Origin of the sequence: Bradyrhizobium sp. CCGB12, from assembly GCF_024199845.1 — a bacterium.
Taxonomy (GTDB): Bacteria; Pseudomonadota; Alphaproteobacteria; order Rhizobiales; family Xanthobacteraceae; genus Bradyrhizobium.
Genome location: NZ_JANADO010000001.1, coordinates 3,010,337 through 3,033,064 on the forward strand (window position 1 = coordinate 3,010,337; position 22,728 = coordinate 3,033,064).

Consider the following 22,728-nt stretch of genomic DNA (forward strand, 5'->3'; position numbering starts at 1 on the left):
TCGGAGGCTCCCATGTCGTCACCGCTCCAGATCGGAATCCTGGTGTTTCCGCGCGTCACCCAGCTCGACTTCACCGGCCCCTTGCAGGTGTTCGCCATGCTTCCCGGCGCAAATCTGCATCTGATCTGGAAGCGGATCGAACTGGTGCCGAGCGATTCCGTCATGACGCTGACGCCGACCACGAGCTTTGCGGACTGCCCCCAGCTCGACGTCATCTGCGTGCCCGGCGGCGGCGGCACCAACGACCTGCTCAACGACGAGGAGGTGCTCGATTTCCTGCGCAGGCAGGCCGAAGGCGCAAAATACGTCACCTCGGTCTGCACGGGATCGCTGGCGCTCGGCGCCGCCGGCCTGTTGAAGGGCTACCGCGCCGCCACCCATTGGAGCGCGATGGAGATGCTCGGTCATTTCGGCGCAACGCCGACCAGGACACGCGTCTGCATCGACCGCAACCGCATCACCGGCGGCGGCGTCACTGCCGGAATAGATTTCGCGCTGACGCTGGTTTCGATCCTGCGCGACCGAACCACGGCGGAAGCGATCCAGCTCCAGATGGAATACAATCCGGCCCCGCCGTTCAATTCGGGATCGCCGGACACCGCACCCGCCGAGGTGCTGGCGCTGCTCAGAGAGCGTGGGGCGCAAAACCAGGCCCGCCGCCTCGAGGCGGTGAAGCGCGCGGCCGAGCGGATGATGTAGCCTCGGGGCACGAAGCGAAGTCTGGCGCAAGCTGCATCAGCATCGTCATTGCGAGCGTAGCGAAGCAATCCAGAATCCTTCCGCAGCGGCGGTCTGGATTGCTTCGCTGCGCTCGCAATGACGGAATGTGGAGCAGCGGCATTCGTCCCTCGCAAGCCCAACAGAAAAAGGCCGCTCGGTTTCCCAAGCGGCCTTTCCTGTCTTACGGCAGCTGCACATTCCATCGGGCGATTTCGGAACTTCCAGACCGGGGGCCTATCTCCCGATCGAGTCCTTACTCGGCAGCCGCTGCATCTCGGGGCAGTCGCGAACTGTTGCCCGAACCGAACGCGATGGTCTCCCATCTCCGTAAGATGGGACCATTGAGCCGCATCGCTGGCGTGAGCGCAACGCCGGCGCAAGCGGCATCCCCGCTGTTCCCGTTGTCCACAGCGGCGTGATGCGGATGCGAGTGCATCCAATCGAACGATGGAAGATCGCGAGCGGTTAGCCGGGGGTCCAGGGCTGGTAGTCGCCGGTCGCCTTCGGCCGCCGGCCACTGGCGAGCGTCGAGCCCGAGGGACGATAGGCGTTCGGCGTGCCGGTGGGGTTCGGCTGATGCGGCTTTTGCCATTCGCGCGGCTGGTAGTTCTCCTCGGTCGGCGGCACGTCGACGACGTGATGCATCCAGCCGTGCCAACCTGTCGGGATGCGGCTCGCTTCCGCATAGCCGTTGTAGATCACCCAGCGCCGCTCGAAGCCGAGCGTCGGATCGATCGCCCCGCCGCGGGTGCGGTAGTAGCGGTTGCCCTGCTCGTCCTCGCCGACCAGCTCGCCGTACCGCCTGGTCCAGAGTTGCGTGCCAAAAGTCTGGCCGCTCCACCAGGTGAAGAACTTGAGGAAGAACTGTTTCATGCGGCAAGGGCCCTGCTTCGTGGGGCCCTGATGCCATCCGGACGCCGAAATGTCCAGTTCGGTCGCGGCGGCCCTACCCTCCGCAAATGTGGTGCCCCCTGCACGGGCCTGCCGCGAATCGGACGCGATCCGTTCATGCCGGATACAGCGATCAGGTGAGAAGTTTCCTGAACGCATGCAAACCGGCGTGATCCAGGAACCAGGACCCTTTCGTGGGGTTGGCTTCTGGGAAAGGAGTTTGATCATGAATAGCCTGAAATATTTGAGCGCCGCGGCAACCGTGGCGCTGATTCTTCCGCTGGCGAGCCCGAGCTTCGCCCAGGGCCGCCACGGTGGCGGCGGTGGTGGCGGCGCGCATGTCGGCGGCGGTGGTTTCGGCGGAGGCGGCGCCCGCATGGGCGGCGGCGGCTTCGGTGGCGGCGCGCGGATGGGTGGCGGCGGCGCCGCGTTCCACGGTGGTGGCGGCAATTTCGCAGCCGGCGCGGCACGCCCGAGCGGCGGTAATTTCGCGGCCGGAGCAGCGATGCGGCCGAGCGGCGGCAATTTTGCGGCCGGAGCAGCGATGCGTCCAAGCGGCGGCAATTTCGCGGCCCGAACAGCGATGCGTCCAAGCGGCGGCAGTTTCGTAGCCGGCGCAGCGAACCGTGCGGCCGTGGCGCCGGCCTTCAGCGGGACGCGCAGCGTCGCAACGGCGGGCAACTGGCAGGGCGGGCGCAACTGGAGCGGCCGCCACTGGCATCATCGTCGCGGCGGCTTCTGGCCAGGATTTGCGGCGGGTGCGGCGATCGGCGGGCTCGGCTCGTACGCCTATTACGGCGGCGGCTATGGCTATTATGATGATCCCTACTACTATGGCGACAGCTACTATGATGAGCCATCAGTGGCGGTGGTGCCCGACGGCGGCGGCGACTCCGCGGCCTATTGCGCGCAGCGCTACAAATCGTACGACCCGGCTTCGGGCACCTATCTCGGTTACGACGGTCAGCGTCATCCCTGCCCGTAATCCAGTCGCAGACGATTGAAGGAAAAGGCGTCGCAGCGATGCGGCGCCTTTTTCGCGCCTATGCCGTTGCCAGGATATCTACAAATTGAGGCAAACGGGACCTCTATGCACCGCGCCGTGCATATCTACGTTGACCCAATCCAAAATTGACCCGGTGCGCGATTCACCTGTATCACCCCGTATGGGGACTTCGACTTACTGGGAAGTGTCATGCCGCGTATTCTCGTGGTTGATGACGATCCGATGGTCGGCGCGACCATCGAGGTCCTCCTCCAACGACAGGGCTTCGACGTCACGTTGACCGACGGCGGAGAAACGGGATTGGCTGCGCTCGAAACTCAGGTTTTCGACGTGATGCTGGTCGACATCTTCATGCCGCACATGCGCGGTTTCGAATCCATCCGCATCTTTCACGAGCGCGCGCCAACGACCCCGCTGATCGCGATGTCCGGCTATGCCTTCGCCTCGTCCGCCTCGCCCTCGCCCGACTTTCTCCGCATGGCGCTGGAGCTCGGCGCGAGCCGCTGCCTGCGCAAGCCGTTCACGCCGGACGCGCTGCTGACCACGATCCGCGAATGCCTCGCCGGCGCGAATGGGAACGCACAGCCGAAGGACAAGAAAGAAGCCCCTTGATCCCAACGCAGCGCGTCATTCTCGGTGCCGGACTCGCCATCCTCCTGATCATCACGGCGGCCTCGATCGCCCTCGACGTCAAGTCACGGTCCGATGCGACCTGGGTCAGTCACACCGTCCAGATTCAGAAGAAGATCTCCGATTTGCGTGTGCTGCTGCGCCGCGCCGAGAGCGCCGCGCGCGGCTACGAGCTCTATCGCACCCCGGGCTTCAGCGATGAGTTCCAGGCGATGCACGCCGGGATCGCGCCGGCGCTCGCCGATCTCAAGCGCGACGTGCACGACAACCCCAATCAGATCGCGCTGCTGGAAGCCACCGAGCCGATCGCACTACGCCGGCTCGAGATCGCCGCCACGGCGATGCGCCTGCGTTCCGAGAACGACCTGGCCGGCATTGCCGTGCTCAACGGCAAGGCCGAGGGCCGCGGCCTCATGGATACCGTGATGGCCAATCTCGACCAGTTGAGCGCCGAGGAAGAACGCCTGCTCGCCGCGCGCTCCCAGGACTCGCGCCGCACCGGCATCGTGCTGCTCGGCATCGACGTTGCCGGCGCGTTGGTGATCCTGCTGCTGGTCGTGATGGTGATGCGCGAAAGCCAGCGCACCCAGGTCGCGCTCAAGAGCACGCTGATGGAGACCACCGCCGCCAAGGAGGCGCTCGCGGCGGCGGTGGCCGAACGGACCGAGCATCTGGTCACCGCGCATGACGAGCTGCGCCTGTCGATCAACGTGCTGCAAAGCACATTCCACAGCATGGCGGAGGCGGTGCTGGTGATCGACGCAGAAGGCAATGTCCTTCTGTCCAATCCGGCCGCGGAGCGCATGCTGCTGCATCGCGCCGGCATGAACTTGCGCAATCTGCGCGCGCTATCCTCTGTGTTTCACGGCGACGGCGTCACGCCGCTCACGGCCGACGAGCTGCCGTCGATGCGTGTGCTGCGCGGCGAGCAGTTCGAAGAGCTGGAGATGATCGTCCGCCCGCACAGCGGCAATTCTCCCCGCCATCTCATGATCAGCGGCCGGCCGATGCGGGATGGGCAAGGCCACATCTCCGGCGCGGTGCTGGTCTATCATGACGCGACCACGTCGCGGGAGACGGAGCGACAGCTGCATCAGTCGCAGAAGCTGGATGCCATCGGCCAGCTGACCGGCGGGGTCGCTCACGACTTCAACAACATGCTGACCGTCATCTCCGGCAACACGGAGACGCTGGTGGAGAGCCTGAAGCAGCAGCCGGAGCTCCAGCGCGTGGCGCGCCTGATCGACGATGCCGCCGAGCGCTGCGCCGAGCTGATCCAGCATCTGCTCGCGTTTGCGCGCCGGCAGCCGCTCCAGCCGCGCAATGTCGAGATCAACGCCGCGGTCGCGGACATCGCGAAGCTCCTGCGCCCCACCCTCGGCGAGCAGATCCAGATCGAGACCGCGCTGGAACAGGGGCCGATGACGGCGCATATCGATCCATCCCGGCTCACCAATGCCGTGCTGAACATGGCGATCAACGCCCGCGACGCCATGCCGAACGGCGGCAAGCTGCTGTTCGAGACCCACCGGGTCGTGCTCGACGAGGCCTATGCGCAGAACAATCTGGACGTCCGGCCCGGCCCCTACGTGATGCTCGCCGTCAGCGACACCGGCACCGGCATGCAGGCCGAGGTCCAGCAGAAGGCGTTCGAGCCGTTCTTCACCACCAAGGAGGTCGGCAAGGGTTCGGGCCTCGGCCTCTCCATGGTCTACGGCTTCGTCAAGCAGTCCGGCGGCCACATCAAGATCTACAGCGAGGAAGGCCACGGCACCACGATCAAGCTCTATCTGCCGCCGGGCGAAGGCACGGCAGACGTGGCCGCTCCCGCCGTGCCGCAGGCCGAAGGCGGCGCCGAGATCATTTTCGTGGTCGAGGACGACACGCTGGTGCGCAACTTCGTCACCGCGCAGCTCCAGGGCCTCGGCTACAAGACGGTGGCCGCGCCCGACGGCAAGGCCGCGCTGGAATTGATCGAGGCCGGCCAGCGGTTCGATCTGCTCTTCACCGACGTCGTCATTCCCGGCGGCATGAGCGGACGCGAGCTCGCCGACGAGGTGGCCAAGCGCCGGCCGGGCCTGAAGGTGCTCTACACCTCCGGCTACACCGACAACGCCGTTGTCCATCACGGCAAGCTCGACGACGGCGTGCTGCTGCTGACCAAACCCTACCGCCGCAACCAGCTCGCGGAGATGATCAGGAAGGCGCTGGGTGGGGGAATGGCGGGCTAGGAGAGGTGAATCCTAACGCGTCGCCAGCACCACCGCCGCCAGCGTAAAGATCAGCGCTGCGATCTGCCCTGCCCCGAGCGGCTCGCCCAGCGCGATCGCCGACGCGACGACGCCGATGACAGGCACGGCCATCGTCCCGATGGCGGCGACCGAGGCCGGCAGGCGTGCCAGCGCGGCGAACCAGCTGACATAGGCGATGCAGAACTGCACCACGGTCGAATAGACCAGCAGCCACCAGCCGACCGGCGTCACCTTGTCCAGATGCGTGGTCTCGACCAGCAGGCCGATGATCGAGATCGGCAGGCAGCCGATCCCGATCTGCCAGGCCGCAGCCGTGATCGGCGGCAGGTGGATCGGATACTTCTTGGAGAATACCGTGCCGACGGCGAAGCCGAGCGCGCCGCACAGCGCCATGATGATTCCAGGCGCTTTCTCTGCGCTGGCGGCAATGCCGTTGCCGCCCATGATCGAGGCAAGGCCGGCAAAGGCCATCACCAGCCCCAGCGTACGCAGCACCGTCGGCCGCTCACCCAGCACCGGCCAGGCGATGATCGAGGCCCAGACCGGCATGGTGTAGGCGATCAGCGCCGCCTCGCTCGCCGGCAGCCAGAGCAGCGCCAGGCCCATCAGCACCATCCAGCCGGTGACATTGAGCACGGCGGCGGTCAGCAGGCGCGGCCAAATCCCGGGTTCCACCCGCAGGCTCTGCCGGCGCATGATCGCGAGCAGCGCCAGCAGCGCCGCGCCGAGCACGCCAGTCACCCCGCGCAGGGTCAGCGGCGGCAGCTCGGCGAGGAGGAATTTGGTCACCGGCCAGTTGAAGCCCCAGCCGATCGAGGTGATCGCGAGGAACATCAGGCCGGCCGGGGCGATGCGCGGCCGCGCATCCCGGCGGGTCGAATCATGCATGAGGGTAATCCGGCAAAATCTGGGTCAGCTTGGCGCGGATTCGCTGGCCCCACCACCACCCCGGCGGGCATGCCTGCCCTCACCTTCCGTAGGGCTACGTGAGTCCCACCGGCGCAACCCCGTTGCCCAAAAATATACCTGCCCTGTGAAGAGCGGGGTGAAGGGTCGGCATCCACACAAGATGGAAATTTTTTCGGTTGGGAATCCCTGAGGACTCACTGATACTTGGCTCAACAACAGGCGCGGGCTTGCCCCCTGTTATCCCCCGCAATCCACCATATTTAGTATTTGATTCAGGAACTCGCACTAGTTCTTGACGGGCGCAACGGAGAGTCCTAGCTTTCGGTCCGTTCGGCGCGAGTGAGTTTGCGTCCCGCCGGCACTCCCCCAAAGGGTCTCGCAAATCTCAACTCCGCCAGCCAGCCAAAGGCTGCGGGATGAGGGCTTGTCTGCCCGCGAAATGCGGACTTCCGGGGCGCCAGAACGGGCCGGCAACAGGCTCGGATGGCATCGGTAGAAGTTGTGACGTTGTGGGGCGTTGAACGCATGTCGGACCCATCCCCTTGGGGGCGGACGGGTCTGGACATGCCGGCGGATGCAGGGTGCTCGCACCAGGCTTGCGCCGGGAGAAAGTGAGCCGGATCCACCGGCCAGAACTGCGAAACCCCTGGGGCCGCGAGGCCTTCAAGGACTCGCCAAACGAAATGTCGACCTGGACGCCTGAACGGAGGCGGTTCGGTCATAGAATAGGACGGGGCAAGACAATGCGGATCGAGCGGCGCCACACCACTTCAGGACAGTCACCTTACGCTGGGATCGATTTCCGGCTGACCACGTCGGAGATTCGCAATCCCGACGGCTCGGTCGTATTCAAAATGGACGGCGTCGAGGTCCCGACCGAATGGTCGCAGGTCGCCTCCGACGTGCTCGCCCAGAAATATTTCCGCAAAGCCGGCGTTGCCGCGCGCCTGAAGAAGGTCGAGGAGGAATCCGTCCCCTCCTTCCTGTGGCGTTCCGTGCCCGACACCGAGGCTCTCGCCGCCCTGCCGGAGAAAGAGCGCTATGTCAGCGAGCTCTCAGCCAAGCAGGTGTTCGACCGCCTCGCCGGCTGCTGGACCTATTGGGGCTGGAAAGGCAAGTATTTCTCCACCGACGAAGACGCCCAGGCCTTCTACGACGAGCTCCGCTACATGCTCGCCATGCAGATGGTCGCGCCGAACTCGCCGCAATGGTTCAACACCGGCCTGCACTGGGCCTATGGCATCGACGGCCCCGGCCAGGGCCACTATTACGTCGACCCCTTCACAGGCAAGCTGACCAAGTCCAAGTCCGCCTACGAGCACCCGCAGCCGCACGCCTGCTTCATCCAGGGCGTCGGTGACGACCTCGTCAACGAGGGCGGTATCATGGACCTCTGGGTCCGCGAGGCCCGCCTGTTCAAGTACGGCTCCGGCACCGGCTCCAACTTCTCGCGCCTGCGCGGCGAAGGCGAGAAGCTGTCGGGTGGTGGCCGCTCGAGCGGCCTGATGAGCTTCCTCAAGATCGGCGACCGCGCCGCGGGTGCGATCAAGTCGGGCGGTACCACGCGCCGTGCCGCCAAGATGGTCGTCGTCGACGTCGATCATCCCGACATCGAGACCTATATCGACTGGAAGGTGAAGGAGGAGCAGAAGGTTGCAGCCCTCGTCACGGGATCCAAGATCAACCAGAAGCACCTCAAGCTGGTGCTGAAGGCCTGCGTGAACTGCGAAGGCTCGGGCGATGACTGCTTCGACCCCGAGAAGAACCCTGCCCTCCGCCGCGAGATCAAGCTCGCGCGCCGCTCGCTGGTGTCCGACAACTACATCAAGCGGGTCATCCAATTTGCCAAGCAGGGCTACAAGGATATCCAGTTCGACACCTACGACACCGACTGGGATAGCGAAGCCTACCTCACCGTCTCCGGCCAGAACTCCAACAACTCGGTCTCGCTGAAGGACGACTTCCTGCGCGCCGTCGAGACGGATGGCGACTGGAATCTGAACGCCCGTACCTCCAAGAAGGTGACGAAGACGCTGAAGGCGCGCGACCTCTGGGAGAAGATCGGCTACGCCGCCTGGGCGTCGGCCGACCCCGGCCTGCACTTCAACACCACGATGAACGACTGGCACACCTGCAAGGCGTCCGGCGACATCCGCGCGTCCAATCCGTGCTCGGAATACATGTTCCTGGACGACACGGCCTGTAACCTCGCGTCCGCGAACCTGCTGACGTTCTACAACACCACGACCAAGCAGTTCGACGTCGCCGGTTACGAGCATCTCTGCCAGCTCTGGACTATCGTGCTGGAAATCTCCGTCATGATGGCGCAGTTCCCGTCCCGCGCGATCGCCGAGCTCTCCTACGAGTTCCGCACGCTCGGCCTCGGCTACGCCAATATCGGCGGCCTCTTGATGACCATGGGCCTGTCCTACGATAGCAAGGAAGGCCGTGCGCTCTGCGGCGCGCTGACCGCGGTGATGACCGGCATCACCTACAAGACCTCGGCCGAGATGGCGGCCGAGCTCGGCACCTTCCCCGGCTACAAGAAGAACGCCGCGCACATGCTGCGCGTCATCCGCAACCACCGCCGCGCCGCGCACGGCCAGTCCAATGGCTACGAGGCGCTCTCCGTCAACCCGGTGCCGTTGGACCTCGTGTCCTGCCCGCAGGCTGACCTGGTCAGCCACGCGCAGGCCGCCTGGGATGCGGCCCTCGAGCTCGGCGAGAAGCACGGCTATCGCAACGCCCAGACCACTGTCATCGCGCCGACCGGCACGATCGGCCTGGTCATGGACTGCGATACGACGGGCATCGAACCGGACTTCGCGCTGGTGAAATTCAAGAAGCTCGCCGGCGGCGGCTACTTCAAGATCATCAACCGCGCGGTCCCCGCGGCGCTGCGCGCGCTCGGCTATCGCGAAGCTGATATCGCGGAGATCGAGGCCTATGCCGTCGGCCACGGCTCGCTGTCGAACGCGCCGGGCATCAACGCTTCGACGCTGAAGGCAAAGGGCTTCACCGATGAAGCCATCGCCAAGGTCGAAAAGGCCCTGCCGACTGCCTTCGACATCAAGTTCGCCTTCAACAAGTGGACCTTTGGCGAGGATTTCATCCGCGACCAGCTCGGCATCGGCGCTGAAGCCATCGCAGCCCCCGGCTTCGACCTGCTCCAGGCCGTCGGCTTCACCAAGCGCGAGATCGAGGCGGCCAACGTCCACATCTGCGGCGCGATGACGGTCGAAGGTGCCCCGCATTTGAAGGCGGAACATTACTCCGTGTTCGACTGCGCCAATCCCTGCGGCAAGATCGGCAAGCGTTACCTGTCGGTCGAGAGCCACATCCGCATGATGGCGGCGGCGCAGCCCTTCATCTCGGGCGCGATCTCCAAGACCATCAACATGCCGAACGACGCGACCGTGGAGGACTGCAAGTCCGCCTACATGCTGTCGTGGAAGCTCGCGCTGAAGGCCAACGCGCTCTATCGCGACGGCTCCAAGCTCAGCCAGCCGCTCAACTCGCAGCTCATCAGCGACGACGAGGACGAGGACGATGCGGTCGAGACGCTCTACGAGAAGCCGATGGCGGCGCGCGCCGCCCAGGTCTCGGAGAAGATCGTCGAGAAGCTGGTCGAGCGCATCATCGTGATGCGCGAGCGCGAGAAGATGCCTGACCGGCGCAAGGGCTACACCCAGAAGGCGGTCGTCGGCGGCCACAAGGTGTACTTGCGCACCGGTGAATATGACGACGGCCGTCTCGGCGAGATCTTCATCGACATGCACAAGGAAGGCGCGGCGCTCCGCTCCTTCATCAACAACTTCGCCATCGCGGTGTCGCTGGGCCTGCAATACGGCGTGCCGCTGGACGAATATGTCGACGCCTTCACCTTCACCCGCTTCGAGCCGGCGGGCCCCGTGCAGGGCAACGACAGCATCAAGTACGCGACCTCGATCCTCGACTACGTCTTCCGCGAGCTCGCCGTGAGCTACATGTCGCGCTTCGATCTCGCCCATGTCGATCCGACCGAGTCGAATTTCGACGCGCTCGGCAAGGGCGTCGAGGAAGGCAAGGAGCCGGACGAGGACGGCGCCCATCACGCGACCAAGCTGGTTTCGCGCGGCCTCACCCGCTCGCGGACTGACAACCTCGTCGTGATGCGCGGCGGCTCGGCAGCGGTGTCGCAAGGCAACGACGGCGCTCCATCAGGCGGCAGCAAGGTCACGGCCCTCGCCTCGCACGGTGCGTCAGCCCGTGTCGGCGATGCCATCGAAGGCGCCGTCGCCCTGAAGCAGGAAGCCAGCCACGACCTCTCCCCCACGGAGAAGCTCGAGCAGTTGCAGTGGAGCAAGGCCGGCAGCGCCGCAACCGCCGCCCCCACCAAGGCCGAGCGCCGCGCCGAAGCGAAAGCCAAGGGCTACGAAGGCGAGATGTGCTCGGAGTGCGGCAACTTCACGCTGGTACGGAATGGCACCTGCATGAAGTGCGATACTTGCGGAAGCACGACGGGGTGTAGCTAAGCGCTAGCTTTAGCTGCGGACGGCGCGAAAACGCGCCGTCTCTGCTTTGAGCGAACAAAACAAGCACAATAATCCTGTCGAGGTATTTGATGACGGCTAAACCTGCATTGGACGACTTGGAGGCTGTCCGCGCGGTGGTAACGGCTCTTGCAGATTTTGATGCCGCTGACCAAGAGAGAATATTGCGTTGGACGAGAGAGAAGCTCGGCCTTCCAATGGAAGTGGGCAATAGCTCTGGTCCTGCAACAAGAGCAACCAACCCATCTCCAACGGAAACGGCTCAACCCGCGTCTGCATCGACGCATTCCACGAACATAAAGACGTTCGTTACGGCCAAAAATCCCAAAAGTGACAGTCAGTTCGCAGCGACGGTAGCTTTCTTTTACAAATTTGAAGCCGCTGAAGGAGAACGAAGGCCGTCGATCAGTTCGACAGACTTGCAAGATGCATGTCGCAAGGTAGGCCGCGAGCGTCTAACAACTCCGAGCAAGACTCTGTTGAACGCACATGCTCAAGGTTATTTGGACAAGGCGGGAGAGCGCGGAACCTATACCTTAAATACAGTAGGCGAAAACCTCGTAGCTATGGCGCTTCCAGAGACTAATTCGTCCGGCCGCGCTTCGCGCAAATGAGGCGACCGCAATGAGCATCATATGACAGATGCGGTATCGGCACTGGATGCTGCTATTGCAGAGATTGATCGACTGACGCGCGTTCTCAAGAAGGAACGAAATCAAGCACAGGTCCGGTCGTCTGACGAACGCGCGTTAGCTAAAGCGACCGCGCACACTTGGTTCAGAAATCATCGACCTCCCGTTGCTGAGCATGTGTCTGAGCAGGATGTTCAATCTCTTGACGCAGACTTTAGATCCATATTCGAAGCATCGGAGCGCGCCGGGACTCGGACGAAGTATCTCTCAACACTTAAATCCATGCGTAGCAAAACGCTTCGCCTGCGGTCGATCTGCTTAGGATCGGCGCCGATCAACCATCCAAACGCAGATCAGCCGCCAGATTTTTCACCGCTGATCTCAGATGCCGCCATGCAGGAAATCCTCTTGGCTCGCTGGACCGAATGCACGCTCTGTCTTCATGCAAAAGCAGCTCTAGCAGCGACGGTCATGATGGGGGGACTCCTCGAGGCTATTCTGCTGGCGCGAGTAAATTCGGAGCACGACAAAGCAAACGTTTTTAAGGCTAAGGCCGCCCCGCGCGATCCTCAGGGCAAAACAAAGCAACTAAAAGAATGGATGTTGAGCGACTACATCAAGGTCGCTCACGAAATGAAATGGGTTTCAGTATCAGTGAAGGACGTCGGAGAAGTCTTACGTGACTATAGAAATTATATCCATCCGTACAAGCAGCTCAGTCACAACACCCACTTGAACCCAGACGACGCCCAGCTCTTCTGGGAAGTATGTAAGAACATCACCCGCCAATTGATCCAGAGTAGGTAGACCGTGGGATGGGTAGAGCGAAGCGAAACCCATCAACAGCAACCAAGCAACGATGGGTTTCGCAAGGGCTCGACCCATCCTACGGGCTGAGGAACAGCAATGCAAAACGCGTCGGACGGTGTAAAGACAAGCCCAATCTCCAATTACATTTGGGAGACTCAGACACCACCATCACTCCTGTGGCACTACACAAACGCCGATGCACTTCTGGGCATTGCCCGAAATCAAGTCTTATGGTGCACGGAATACCGCTATCTCAACGATAGAAAGGAAATTTCTGCCTTTGCGATCCATTTGATCGCCCGCATTCGCGAAGAACTCGTAGCAATATTCGGAAGAGAAACGAGCGACAGTATCGCGGAGTTTGTCACGACCCTCTACAACACTTGGAACATATTTATTTGCTCGTTCTGTTTAGACGCGGATCGAAACGAACACTGGTATCAGTACGCAGGTAAGGCAGGATACTCGCTCGGATTTGACACCTACCAGCTCAAGGCCTTGGCGGACAGCCAAGGCTTCACACTCGGACCTACGTTATATGGAGAATCAACCGCAATTAATATTGCGACTGCTGTACTGAAGGACAACCTGCACAAACTCGAAGCCATAGAGCGCCCGATTACTGAGAGCAACTATAATGAGGTTGTTAGCTTTCTTTGTCGATTGACGCTTGGCTATGCCCCCTTTTTCAAAGCTGAGTCTTTCGAACGAGAACGCGAATGGCGGCTTGTTCGCGCTACCGGAATTGACGGAGACAACAAGATGCAATTCCGATCAAAGCTACCATTTGGGCTCGTCGGCTATCTTCCATTCAGCCTCCTTGCCAAAAAAGAGAGGCAAGACCAACCCAACCACAATGAAAGGAATACCCTCATTCCAAGACTTATGATCGGCCCTGGCAATGAGACGACCGAATTTACACGAGCGGCTCACGCGTACCGCCTACTCGCGCAGAATGGATTCGACGCCGAGGTTGGTGAAACGAGCTCTTCGCTCCGTCTCTAAGAGGCGCGCATTTTCCTTCCTGGCTTGTCCTTGCCTGCAGGAGAGCACATGTCCCGTCGTATCCTGAGTTACGAGACAATGCACCAAATTGGTCTGCTGGTGCCAGATCGGCTAGTTCCGCTGACTTTCACACCCGCTCCGGATTGAGTGCACTGCCCTCCGCGATGGCATCCTGGTTCCGGCTTCGCTGCTCATCAATAAGCACCGCCGAAATTACCTTTGCGGTTGACCGCTTCACCTCTAAACTCCGACCTCACCGGCATGAGTTCCGACGGCCCCGGTAGAAGCGGAGTAAACTTATGCCCAAACCGGAAAGCTTCCCGATCGAGAAGATCTTCGTTCCCACGAAGCAGAAGAAGGCCATCAAGCCCGAGACCGTCGCTGAGATCGCGGAAAGTATTCTGGACATCGGACAACAGGCCCCCATTTCCATCAGGCTCGACGGAGACCGCCTCGTTCTGGTCGAGGGACTGCATCGGCTCGAAGCCTGCAAGGCGCTCGGCGAGACGACCATTCTCGGCGTCCTTGTTACGGCCGAGCTTGCTCAACACAAGCCGCAGCTAGCCGAAAGACCCGAAGTCGAGGCAGAGCGCCTCAAGATGGCGCGATTGAAGCAGTTGCGCCTGGAGAAGGAAGCCGCAGAGGCATCGACCGCTGCCTTGAAGGGTGCTGGCGCAACGGAGGCGTCGCGCACCCGCCAGACGAAAGGCGTCCGCGACAATCCGAAGGCATCAGCGGGCCGGACTGCGAAAGCGCCACCGAAAACATTGTCGGACTGGATCACGCAGCAAAAGGGCAGCGGCGGCCGCTACTGATTGCCGGGATCAGCTCGTCGTCGTCCTGCGAGAGCGATAGCCGCAAGCCGCGGCTACCTCTCCCTGCATTATCGCGATCCTCTCACGCCGCTTTCGCCTGCTCCGGCGAGGCCGTCTCCATCGCGCGCATGTAGAGGTCGAGCAGGCTTTCGCGCTCGTCGCGCTCGTTCTTGTCTTCCTTGCGCAGCTTGATGATCTCCTTGAGGATCTTCACGTCGAAGCCCTCGCCCTTGGCTTCCGCGAAGACTTCCTTCTTCTGTTCGCTCAACTCCTGCATTTCGCTGTCGAGGTTCTCGATCCGCTCGACGAAGGAACGGATCTTGCCGCCGGGAATGGTGATGTCGGACATGGTGCCTCTTTGCTGACTGAGGTCGTGAAAATGACCGCAAAGAAATGACCAATGTGTTAACCTCGCAGCCAGGCGTAGGCGAGTTTCAGGTGATCGCCGGGCAACGCTGAGGCGATCGTCCTCGCAGGCGATGTCGCCGACGTCAGCCCCGCGAGATGCCGGCTTGTTCCTGAACAGCGATTGGATTTGAAGCGCAACGCGCTGCGGCTTCAGCTAGCCTTCTCTGTAGATGCTAGGTGACACCAGCTGCATGGCCTTCATGTCTCGACGATGACACCACGTCGACGCCGCCGACTGCACGCGGCGGTTCCATGCAGCCAAACTCTCTCCCGAATTCCTGCAAATCTCTGCCATCTACCGGAGGTAGATTGCTGCCGGTGAAGCGTGGTCAACAACGCGACTTGCAAGAAAATCTGCAGGCGTCAGGCCCCGCTTCCGACAATGGAAATGGGAGTTACGCCATGCAGCATCTGCCGAACGACACCTTCGACGTCACCCTTGACCAGTTTGGTCAAATCGAGACCGTGTACGGAGACCCCGGCTTTCCCGCAGCCAAGGACGTCTTCGGTGGTAACGACACCGTGACGGCTACCGTCACCGAGCTCAATACGAGACTGACGATCTTCGGCGACGACCACACGATGCTGCTTGGTCATTCGCAAGGCGGAAACGACACGCTCTTCGCCGACATCAGCGGCGGATGGAACACCGCCCTCGTGGTCGGCGATACCCAATCGATGATCGACGACGCCAAGGGCGGCAATGACACCATCGTCGCGGATGCCCATGGCACGGTCTACACCGCCGTCTCGGCCTTCGGCGACGTCGCGGGCGATATGTCGGGCAATGCGCAGGGCGGCAACGACGACATCACGGGCTCGATCGGGTGGCGCGGCGGCGCCAACCTGTTCGCCGGCGATGCCGGCGGTTCCATGATCGACACCTCGCACGGCGGCAACGACACGCTCGATGTCAGCGTGCTCACCATCGACGGCGGGGCGACCGTCAGCGGCGACGCCATCGGTGCCCTGCGCGGCCTTGCGCAAGGCGGCAACGACAATCTGACCGTGACGCTGGACGGCGACAGCCCCATATCCGGTGCAAGCCTGTCGGGGGATTCGTCGACGTCCCTGATGGATTTTGCCAAAGGCGGCGACGATGTCCTCACCGTCAAGATCGACGGCCAGAACGCGGATGCGATCTCGTCGATGTACGGCGATGCGCCGACCATGACGGGCAATTCCCATGGTGGCAACGATATCCTCACCGGCGGCGCGGGTCGCGATTTCATGTATGGCGATGCACGGACCTATGAGCCCGCCTCGCCTGGCTCAATCACCGGCGGCATGGATACGCTGAACGGCGGAGCCGGCAACGACCAGCTGTGGGGCGGAGGGAACAGCGACTTGTTCGTCTTCAACAAAGGTTCCGGCAACGACGTGATCAACGACTTCGATCAGGGCAACAAGGCCGTCGGCAGCACCGCGGTGGAACACGACCTGATCGACGTGCACGCCTACGGATTTGCGGACTGGACCGCACTGTCGAGCCTGATCAGCGACAATGCCGCCGGCGATGCCGTGGTTCATCTCGCGGCCAACGACACGATCACGCTGGACGGGGTTCAGGCGGCCAATTTGCATCCGACCGACTTCATCATCTGAGGAAGCAAACCTCCGCCTTCTACCGAAAGTAGATTCGTCTCCGTGAAGCGTGGTCACAGCACGTCGCGCAAGAATTTTGCCGACGTCCGGCCCGCTTCCGACAATGAAATGGGAGTTACGCCGTGCAACATCTGCCGAACGACACCATCGACGTCCTGCTCGACCAGTTTGGCCAAATCGAAAGCCTCAACGGAGATCCGAACTTTCCGACCACCACGGACGCCTGGGGCGGCAACGACACCGTGACGGCAACCATCACCGAGCCCACAGCAGAGGTCACGATCTTCGGCGACGACAACACGACGCTGCATGGCCAGTCCCACGGCGGCAACGACACGCTCACGGTCAACTTCAACTACGGCTGGAACGCCGCCCTCGTGGTCGGCGATGCCCAGGCGATGACCGACGACGCCAGGGGCGGCAACGACACGATCAGTACCGAGAACCACTCGTTGTACACCAACGTACATGCTTTCGGCGACGTCGCCGGCGACATGTCGGGCAATTCGCACGGCGGCAGTGACACCATCACCGGCGCAGTGGGTTGGCGAGCCTACGACAATGTGTACGCCGGCGATGCCGGAGGTTCCATGAGCGGCGCGGCGCAGGGCGGCAATGACACGCTCGTCGTCAGTGTGGACACCCGAGAAGGTTCAGCGCATGCCAGCGGCGACGCCACCGGCTCCATCGGCGGCGATGCGCATGGCGGCAACGACAACATCACTCTCACCTTCGGCAGCGACATTGTCTTGACCGGCGGATATGGGTACGGAGATTCGGCGACCTCGCTGACCGACAATGCCCAAGGGGGAGATGACATTCTCACACTTGAGACAAATGTCCCCGACACGCTCCAACTTTCGCACCCGGCGCTCTACGGCGATGCTCCAACCATGTCCGGCAATGCCCATGGCGGCAACGATCTTCTCACCGGCGGGGTAACCGGTGATTCCCTGTATGGCGATGCCGCGCAGTACAACCCCGCGAGGCCGGGCTCAATCACCGGCGGCAGAGATGTGCTCAACGGCGGCGCCGGCGACGACAAGCTTTCGGGCGGAGGAAACAGCGACACCTTCGTCTTCAACACCGGCTCCGGTAACGACCTCATCACCGATTTCGATCAGGGCAACAAGGCGGTCGGCAGCACCGCGGCCGAGAACGATCTGATCAATGTGCACGACTACGGGTTTGCGGACTGGGCGGCGCTGTCGAAAATGATCAGCGACAATGCCGCCGGCGATGCCGTGGTTCACCTCTCGGCCAACGACACCATCACCCTCGATGGCGTTCACGCCGCGAGCCTGCACCAGACCGACTTCCTCATCTGAGCGCGTTGCTCTGGAACCATCTCGCCCCGCCCACAGCGGGGCGAGATGCGGGGTTGCCCCTGGTGCCGATGCCCGGCAAATTCTCACCACATGGCCGCCACGCAAGCGACAACCGACAATCGCGATTTCAGCGCAAACGCGACGGAGGCTTGCGGCTTCAGCGATATTCAGGAGCCATTTGCAATGTTGAGTGCGGTAGAAAATAAGCCAACGGGAAAATCCGGCCGGCGCGGCGGGAAGAAGAAAAAGGCCGGGCAACGGACCGGGGCCGTCGAGCAACACACAAGCGCAGCGCATCACTCGCCGGATGCCTCGGCGGAGATCAGCCAAGAGACCAGGCAAGAGACCGAGCAAGAGATCAGGCAAGAGCCAAGCCGACAGATCAGTGCGCAGGTACCTTCGGCCGCAGCCTTGCCCGACGAGGCTTCCGGGATGGAGATCGCTGCAAGCCCGCCCGTCGCACCGGTGGAACCCTCCCCGGCCAGCACGCAGGCGATTGCCAATGCCTATAGCGACTATCTCAGGACGTCGCTTGAGCGCGCCTGGGCCTTCCTGGGAAAGCTCGCGGCGGCGCGCTCACCCGTCGAGGCCTTTGAGCTTCAGATGGAGTACGCGAAACAGGCGTCCGATTCGTTTGTCGCCGAATCCCAGAAGATCGCCGAGTTGCATGAACAATTGACCAGACAAAGGGTCATGCATTTTGAGGGGTTCGTGGCCAGGCTCACCCAGACGACGCTCGAAATCCGCGCAACCCGTCACTAACGACAGCTGCGTATTCCGGCGCCGCGGGCCCGGAAGCCCGCAGGATCAGTAGAACCCTTGCGAAACCCATCGTGCGCTCATCGGCGTTGATGGGCTTCGCTCCGCTCGCCCCATCCTGCGAACTGCGCTTTGCACGGTCGCGGAGCTAACCCACCCGACGCGCTCGCTCCGCCCGCTCCCCGGCCCGCCATAATTTTTCCTTTGCACACGCGTTGTGTTGGACAGCGGCGAGACCTATCCTTCCAGTGATCGGACTGCCTCCCATTGACGCCGACCGGATGGAGAGCGCATCGGTGCCTGAAACGAACGATCCCAAACCTGATACCGACAAGCCTGATGCCGACAAGCCAGATAGCGCCAAGTTAGATAGCGCCAAGCCCGATGCGTCCAAGCCGGATGAGGCGCGCGCCGACGGCGGGCTGGCGCGGGCCTACGACCGGATCAAGAGCGCAGAGGAAGACCTCGCGCGGCTGGACCGGCTGGTTTCCGGAATGGAACGCAGCAGCGAAGGTCCGCAGGCCTCGCACGCAAGCCTTGGTGCGACGGCAGCCGCCACTCCCGGAAACAAGGCGCCGACGCCGGATGCCGGGGTTCCGAATGCCAAGATTCCGAATGCCGGGCTTCGCGATCAAGGCTTGAAGGGAGATCGAACCATGATGCGCGCGTTGGTCGGCCTCGTGCTGGCGATCGGCCTCCTCGGCGCCGCCTTCGCTTCGCAATATCGCGATGAGGCCAAATCGATCAGCAAGTCGATCATGGCGCGATGGGCTCCGCCGGCCGCGAGCAGCCCCCCTCAAGCGTCCGCGGTGGAAAGTCCGGCGCTGCCGCCCGCCGTGCAACTGGCTGCTGCGGATGAGTCGAGCCCGATGCCCGCGCCGCCGGCCGCCAAGGAAACGGAAAGCGCCCCAAAGCCTGGCTCCGCAGCGCCTGACCCGCCATCGTCCGAGCTCGCGCAATCGCTCAAGGCCATCACGAGCGAGCTAGCAAACATCAACGGGAAGCTCGAGCAACTGAAAAGCCGCAACGAGCAGACCCTGCGTGAGCAGTCCGACACCATTCAGCAGCTCAAGGCGGCGCAGGAGAAGGATTCCGTGGACAAGGCGCGCCTCGCCGCGCAGGTCCAGGCGCTGCAAACGCAACTGACCGCCTCCTCCGCGTCTGCAGCCGCCAAGCCCGTCGTGCGCAGCGTGATGAACAGTGATGCGGCTGCGCATGCCCGGCCGCAGGTACCAGCGGCCGCCCCCCGGCGGCCCAGACCACCGCCGCGAGGACCCTGGATGCCCCCGCGCTATATGGCCGACCCCTATTATTACGGCGATCCGGATTGGTGAGCCCGGAAGGCGCGGGCTTGTTTCCCGAAGGCGCGATTGGATTTGAAGCCCTGCGAGCTGCGGCTCCGGCCCGCCTTTAGTGGCCGGCGTTAAGCGCGCAAATCTACCTTCCGGCCGAGCGAAGGTCTTCGGCGACGCCGTCGAATGCGTTCTGACTCGCGACGGCCCCGCCCTGCTCCGCATCTGCCGGCGCCAACCGCCGACGCACCCCGACCCCAAAGATGTCGTGCACCAGCCCGAGCTTCCCGAGCCCCAGGATGATCAGCCCATTGATGTCGATCTCGTACCAGGCGTGGGAAATGTAAGCGTCGCGCGGAAACCGGTGATGGTTGTTGTGCAGCCCTTCGCCGAAGGTGAGGATCGTGGTCACGAGCTCGTTGGTCGTGCCGTCATTGGTGTCGTGGCGGCGGTAACCGAGGCGGCCGTCGCTGTGGCAGACCGAGTTCACCAGCGAGGTGGCCATGGTCATGATGTAGCTGCGGAACAGGCCGGAAAACAGGATGCAGCCGATCATCGTGTGCACGCCGCCGAAGGCGTAGCCGATGGCGCCCGGAATGATCACCGCCGACAGCGCGTACCAGTACCAGCGCGTCCTCGTGAAGAACATGGCGATCGGGTCGGCCAGAATATCCCTGGCGTAGTATTCGCCATCGGTGGTGGCCTGGTCCCACACCCAGCCGCCTTGCGCATGCGACATCCCCGTGAGGAAGCTCGCATAGCGGTTGCCGAAGCCGTCATAGTACGGGCTGTGGACGTCGCCGGGCTTGTCGGAGTGAAGATGGTGCCGCCGGTGGTTGCTCACCCACTTCAGGATCGAGCCCTGCACCGCCAGCGTCGCGATCGCGGCGCAGATCGTCCGCATCACTGGACCGCAGCGGAAGCTCCGGTGCACGAAGTAGCGATGCATGAAGCCAATCCCGACCGTGGTCAGCATGAACATGCCGACGAAGACCGAAATCTCCACCCGGCCGATGCCTTGCCAGACTGCCCAGACCAGCGCCGCGATCGAGCCGCCGATCATGAAGCCGAACGCGATGTAGGAATCGAGAAATTTGGCGTCGACCACCGGGCCTTCGAGCAGCACGCCCGGCGGCATTTTCGGGTTCGGCACTGCCTCCGACGCCAGGTCCTCGATTGCGGTCATTTGACTCGATCCATTTACGCAAAATTAACTGTTCTGCGGCGCAACCTACAACCTCGGGTTATTTCCATCAAGGACGCGAGCGGCCGTAGGAGCACGGAGCAGCGGCCCGAAAAGACGCGGCCAGCGTGAAATGAAGCGAGATTTCAAGGCGGGGCGGACGGCATTAACTAAATACAAACTCTCCGCAATTCACTCCCGCGGCGCCGATGCCAAGGAAAAGCACCAGCCTCCTCCCTCGCCTGCGCAGGTTCCGGCGCGGCGTGCGGTGGGCACGAAAGAGGTTCGCGCGCGCACCGCGGATGGTTCGGGTCACCGCAGGCGTGGCGATGCTGCTTGCGGCGGCAACGCTCCTGAACATCGCCTATCAAACGATCCGCAAGCCAACCGAGCTGTTCGCCGTCATCGGCCACACCCTCGACAAGGAGCCGGCAGAGAACTGGCGGCAATACGGGCCGCTGTTCCGCACCTACTCCACCGCGACGATCACGCCGGAATTGCTCGCCGCGCTGGCGCAGGTCGAGAGTTCAGGCAATCCGGTGGCGCGCACCTATTGGCGCTGGCGATGGAGCTTCAATCCGCTCGCGATCTACCGCCCCGCCTCCAGCGCCGTCGGCCTCTTCCAGATGACCGATCCGGCCTTCGCCGAGGCCGCACGGTTCTGTGTCCGCGGCAACGCGGTCACGGAGACTGCGTGCGGGTTCACCAGCTTCTACATCCGCGTGATCCCGAGCCACGCCATCGAACTGGCATCGGTCTATCTCGATCGCCAAGTGGCTGACGTTCTCGCCCGCGCGGGCGATGTAAGGGCCAGCGCGCAGCAGAAGCAGGATCTGGCCGCCTTCATCCATCTTTGCGGCGCTGGTCCCGCCACGGCTTATGCACGCCGCAAGTTTCAGATGACCGCCGACGAGAAGTGCGGCGATCACCTCGTCGCAAGCTATGTCGCCAGGGTCAACGCGATGAAGCGGCAGTTTTTGCGCCTTGCGGCGGACGGCAGCGACTAGGTCGAGCCCCCATAAACCCGCCGCGCGTCAGGCTGACACCTTCGCTTTGCTCCTATTGCGTGCAAGTTCGCGCCGCAGCGCATAGGTCGCAATGGGCCAAAATCACAAGTCGAGCTTCTCTGGATTTGCGGTGTCGCAGAAGTTATCTTGTGCAACTCACTAGGAATATTCCCTGGCTGCTGGTGAAGACGAAGGATGACCGACGACGACGGCATTGAGATACGTCGCCTCGCACGGGAGGACGCAATCCTCTATCGAGACATTCGACTGGAGGCTCTTCAAGCCAACCCGGAAGCGTTCGGTAGCACCTTCGAGGTTGAAGATGCTCAGCCGCTGAGTCTGTTCTCGGATCGGCTCGGCAGCTCTACAGTGCTCGGCGCGTTCCGCGACACAAAGCTCGTCGGCATTGTCGGCTTTGCTGTCCAACAGGGCCTGAAAGAAGCTCACAAAGGCGCGCTTTGGGGAATGTACGTTCGACCCGCCGCAAGGAATGCCAAGGTCGGTCGACGGTTGGTCGAAGCGGTATGCAATCACGCCCGTCAGCAGGTTGAGCTGATCCAGCTCGGCGTGGTGCTGGACAATGAACAGGCCCGGAGTCTCTACGCGAGATTGGGCTTTCTGGAGTACGGCGTGGAGAAGAACGCTCTGAAGCAAGCTGGCCGCTACTACGACTTGGTTCTCATGGCAAAGGATCTCTCGCGGCACTGAATTATTTTGCGACGCCGAGATCGACTGCTCACCAGCAGGCACGATTTCCGCTATGGGTGAAAAGCGGCGGTGGACGCCAGTGCGGCCCGGCGTCTGGTCTACCTCTCATAGACGACATCTCGATGGCTTGAGCGTTGTTCGGCTTGGGGCCACTTCCTGACATCGCCGATGGGTATATAGGATCATCGTCCACCCCGGAGAACAGCAAGTGGACCGATTAGAAACCTTCGTATGGA

The 22,728-nt window shown here is 62.6% G+C and carries 19 protein-coding genes; 15 read left to right on the forward strand and 4 right to left on the reverse strand.

Annotated elements, in window-relative coordinates; translation table 11 throughout:
- Positions 1 to 12: 12 nt before the first annotated feature.
- On the forward strand, positions 13 to 699 hold the full coding sequence (locus tag NLM27_RS14440; RefSeq protein WP_254143936.1) for a DJ-1/PfpI family protein: 687 nt from the start codon (positions 13 to 15) through the stop codon (positions 697 to 699).
- A gap of 486 nt (positions 700 to 1,185) precedes the next feature.
- Here NLM27_RS14440 and NLM27_RS14445 read toward each other — a convergent pair whose 3' ends face one another.
- Positions 1,186 to 1,593, reverse strand: coding sequence for an NADH:ubiquinone oxidoreductase subunit NDUFA12 (locus tag NLM27_RS14445; RefSeq protein ID WP_254143937.1), 408 nt, complete (start codon positions 1,591 to 1,593; stop codon positions 1,186 to 1,188).
- Between the two features lie 244 nt (positions 1,594 to 1,837).
- On the opposite strand from NLM27_RS14445, the gene NLM27_RS14450 reads away from it, so the two are divergent.
- The 3 genes from NLM27_RS14450 to NLM27_RS14460 all read left to right on the forward strand — a co-directional run bounded on the left by NLM27_RS14450 (position 1,838) and on the right by NLM27_RS14460 (position 5,478).
- Positions 1,838 to 2,596, forward strand: coding sequence for a BA14K family protein (locus tag NLM27_RS14450; protein ID WP_254143938.1), 759 nt, complete (start codon positions 1,838 to 1,840; stop codon positions 2,594 to 2,596).
- Positions 2,597 to 2,806: 210 nt separating this feature from the next.
- Positions 2,807 to 3,229: a response regulator gene (locus NLM27_RS14455; protein WP_254143939.1), complete on the forward strand. Its 423-nt coding sequence runs from the start codon at positions 2,807 to 2,809 to the stop codon at positions 3,227 to 3,229.
- Positions 3,226 to 5,478 (forward strand): CHASE3 domain-containing protein, encoded by a 2,253-nt coding sequence (locus tag NLM27_RS14460; RefSeq protein WP_254143940.1) that lies wholly within the window; start codon positions 3,226 to 3,228, stop codon positions 5,476 to 5,478. Before NLM27_RS14455 ends, NLM27_RS14460 begins: the two co-directional genes overlap by 4 nt.
- Before the next feature lie 12 nt (positions 5,479 to 5,490).
- Here NLM27_RS14460 and NLM27_RS14465 read toward each other — a convergent pair whose 3' ends face one another.
- Positions 5,491 to 6,387, reverse strand: a complete 897-nt coding sequence (locus tag NLM27_RS14465) for a DMT family transporter (RefSeq protein ID WP_254143941.1) — start codon at positions 6,385 to 6,387, stop codon at positions 5,491 to 5,493.
- Between the two features lie 764 nt (positions 6,388 to 7,151).
- Here NLM27_RS14465 and NLM27_RS14470 point away from each other — a divergent pair.
- The 5 genes from NLM27_RS14470 (at position 7,152) to NLM27_RS14490 (ending at position 14,202) form a co-directional block, all read left to right on the forward strand.
- A complete protein-coding gene (locus NLM27_RS14470) occupies positions 7,152 to 10,922 on the forward strand; it encodes a vitamin B12-dependent ribonucleotide reductase (RefSeq protein ID WP_254143942.1) in 3,771 nt (1,256 codons plus the stop codon).
- 89 nt (positions 10,923 to 11,011) lie between these two features.
- Entirely contained in the window at positions 11,012 to 11,554 is a 543-nt protein-coding gene (locus tag NLM27_RS14475; protein WP_254143943.1) for a hypothetical protein, read from the forward strand.
- Positions 11,555 to 11,575: 21 nt separating this feature from the next.
- Positions 11,576 to 12,379: a hypothetical protein gene (locus NLM27_RS14480; RefSeq protein WP_254143944.1), complete on the forward strand. Its 804-nt coding sequence runs from the start codon at positions 11,576 to 11,578 to the stop codon at positions 12,377 to 12,379.
- A 99-nt stretch (positions 12,380 to 12,478) separates the two neighbouring features.
- Positions 12,479 to 13,387 carry a DUF2971 domain-containing protein gene (locus tag NLM27_RS14485; RefSeq protein WP_254143945.1) on the forward strand — a complete coding sequence of 303 codons (909 nt, stop codon included), beginning with the start codon at positions 12,479 to 12,481 and terminating at the stop codon, positions 13,385 to 13,387.
- Between the two features lie 299 nt (positions 13,388 to 13,686).
- Complete coding sequence (locus NLM27_RS14490) at positions 13,687 to 14,202, forward strand: ParB N-terminal domain-containing protein (RefSeq protein WP_254143946.1); 516 nt, start codon at positions 13,687 to 13,689, stop codon at positions 14,200 to 14,202.
- A gap of 82 nt (positions 14,203 to 14,284) precedes the next feature.
- Here the strand turns inward: NLM27_RS14490 and NLM27_RS14495 are convergent, their stop codons facing one another.
- Complete coding sequence (locus NLM27_RS14495) at positions 14,285 to 14,551, reverse strand: DUF2312 domain-containing protein (RefSeq protein ID WP_025575662.1); 267 nt, start codon at positions 14,549 to 14,551, stop codon at positions 14,285 to 14,287.
- A 461-nt stretch (positions 14,552 to 15,012) separates the two neighbouring features.
- Here NLM27_RS14495 and NLM27_RS14500 point away from each other — a divergent pair, with 461 nt between their 5' ends.
- From NLM27_RS14500 to NLM27_RS14515, 4 genes are all read left to right on the forward strand, one after another.
- A complete protein-coding gene (locus NLM27_RS14500) occupies positions 15,013 to 16,215 on the forward strand; it encodes a calcium-binding protein (protein ID WP_254143947.1) in 1,203 nt (400 codons plus the stop codon).
- A gap of 122 nt (positions 16,216 to 16,337) precedes the next feature.
- Positions 16,338 to 17,543: a calcium-binding protein gene (locus tag NLM27_RS14505; protein WP_254143948.1), complete on the forward strand. Its 1,206-nt coding sequence runs from the start codon at positions 16,338 to 16,340 to the stop codon at positions 17,541 to 17,543.
- A gap of 90 nt (positions 17,544 to 17,633) precedes the next feature.
- The gene (locus NLM27_RS14510) at positions 17,634 to 18,305 is read left to right on the forward strand and encodes a phasin family protein (RefSeq protein ID WP_254143949.1); all 672 of its coding nucleotides are present in this window, start codon (positions 17,634 to 17,636) and stop codon (positions 18,303 to 18,305) included.
- Between the two features lie 278 nt (positions 18,306 to 18,583).
- Positions 18,584 to 19,636: a hypothetical protein gene (locus NLM27_RS14515; RefSeq protein ID WP_254143950.1), complete on the forward strand. Its 1,053-nt coding sequence runs from the start codon at positions 18,584 to 18,586 to the stop codon at positions 19,634 to 19,636.
- A 103-nt stretch (positions 19,637 to 19,739) separates the two neighbouring features.
- Here the strand turns inward: NLM27_RS14515 and NLM27_RS14520 are convergent, their stop codons facing one another.
- Positions 19,740 to 20,780 carry an acyl-CoA desaturase gene (locus NLM27_RS14520; RefSeq protein WP_254143951.1) on the reverse strand — a complete coding sequence of 347 codons (1,041 nt, stop codon included), beginning with the start codon at positions 20,778 to 20,780 and terminating at the stop codon, positions 19,740 to 19,742.
- Between the two features lie 206 nt (positions 20,781 to 20,986).
- On the opposite strand from NLM27_RS14520, the gene NLM27_RS14525 reads away from it, so the two are divergent.
- Both NLM27_RS14525 and NLM27_RS14530 read left to right on the forward strand, forming a co-directional pair.
- Positions 20,987 to 21,784 (forward strand): transglycosylase SLT domain-containing protein, encoded by a 798-nt coding sequence (locus NLM27_RS14525; protein ID WP_254143952.1) that lies wholly within the window; start codon positions 20,987 to 20,989, stop codon positions 21,782 to 21,784.
- Positions 21,785 to 21,979: 195 nt separating this feature from the next.
- On the forward strand, positions 21,980 to 22,492 hold the full coding sequence (locus NLM27_RS14530) for a GNAT family N-acetyltransferase (protein ID WP_254143953.1): 513 nt from the start codon (positions 21,980 to 21,982) through the stop codon (positions 22,490 to 22,492).
- Positions 22,493 to 22,728: the final 236 nt, after the last annotated feature.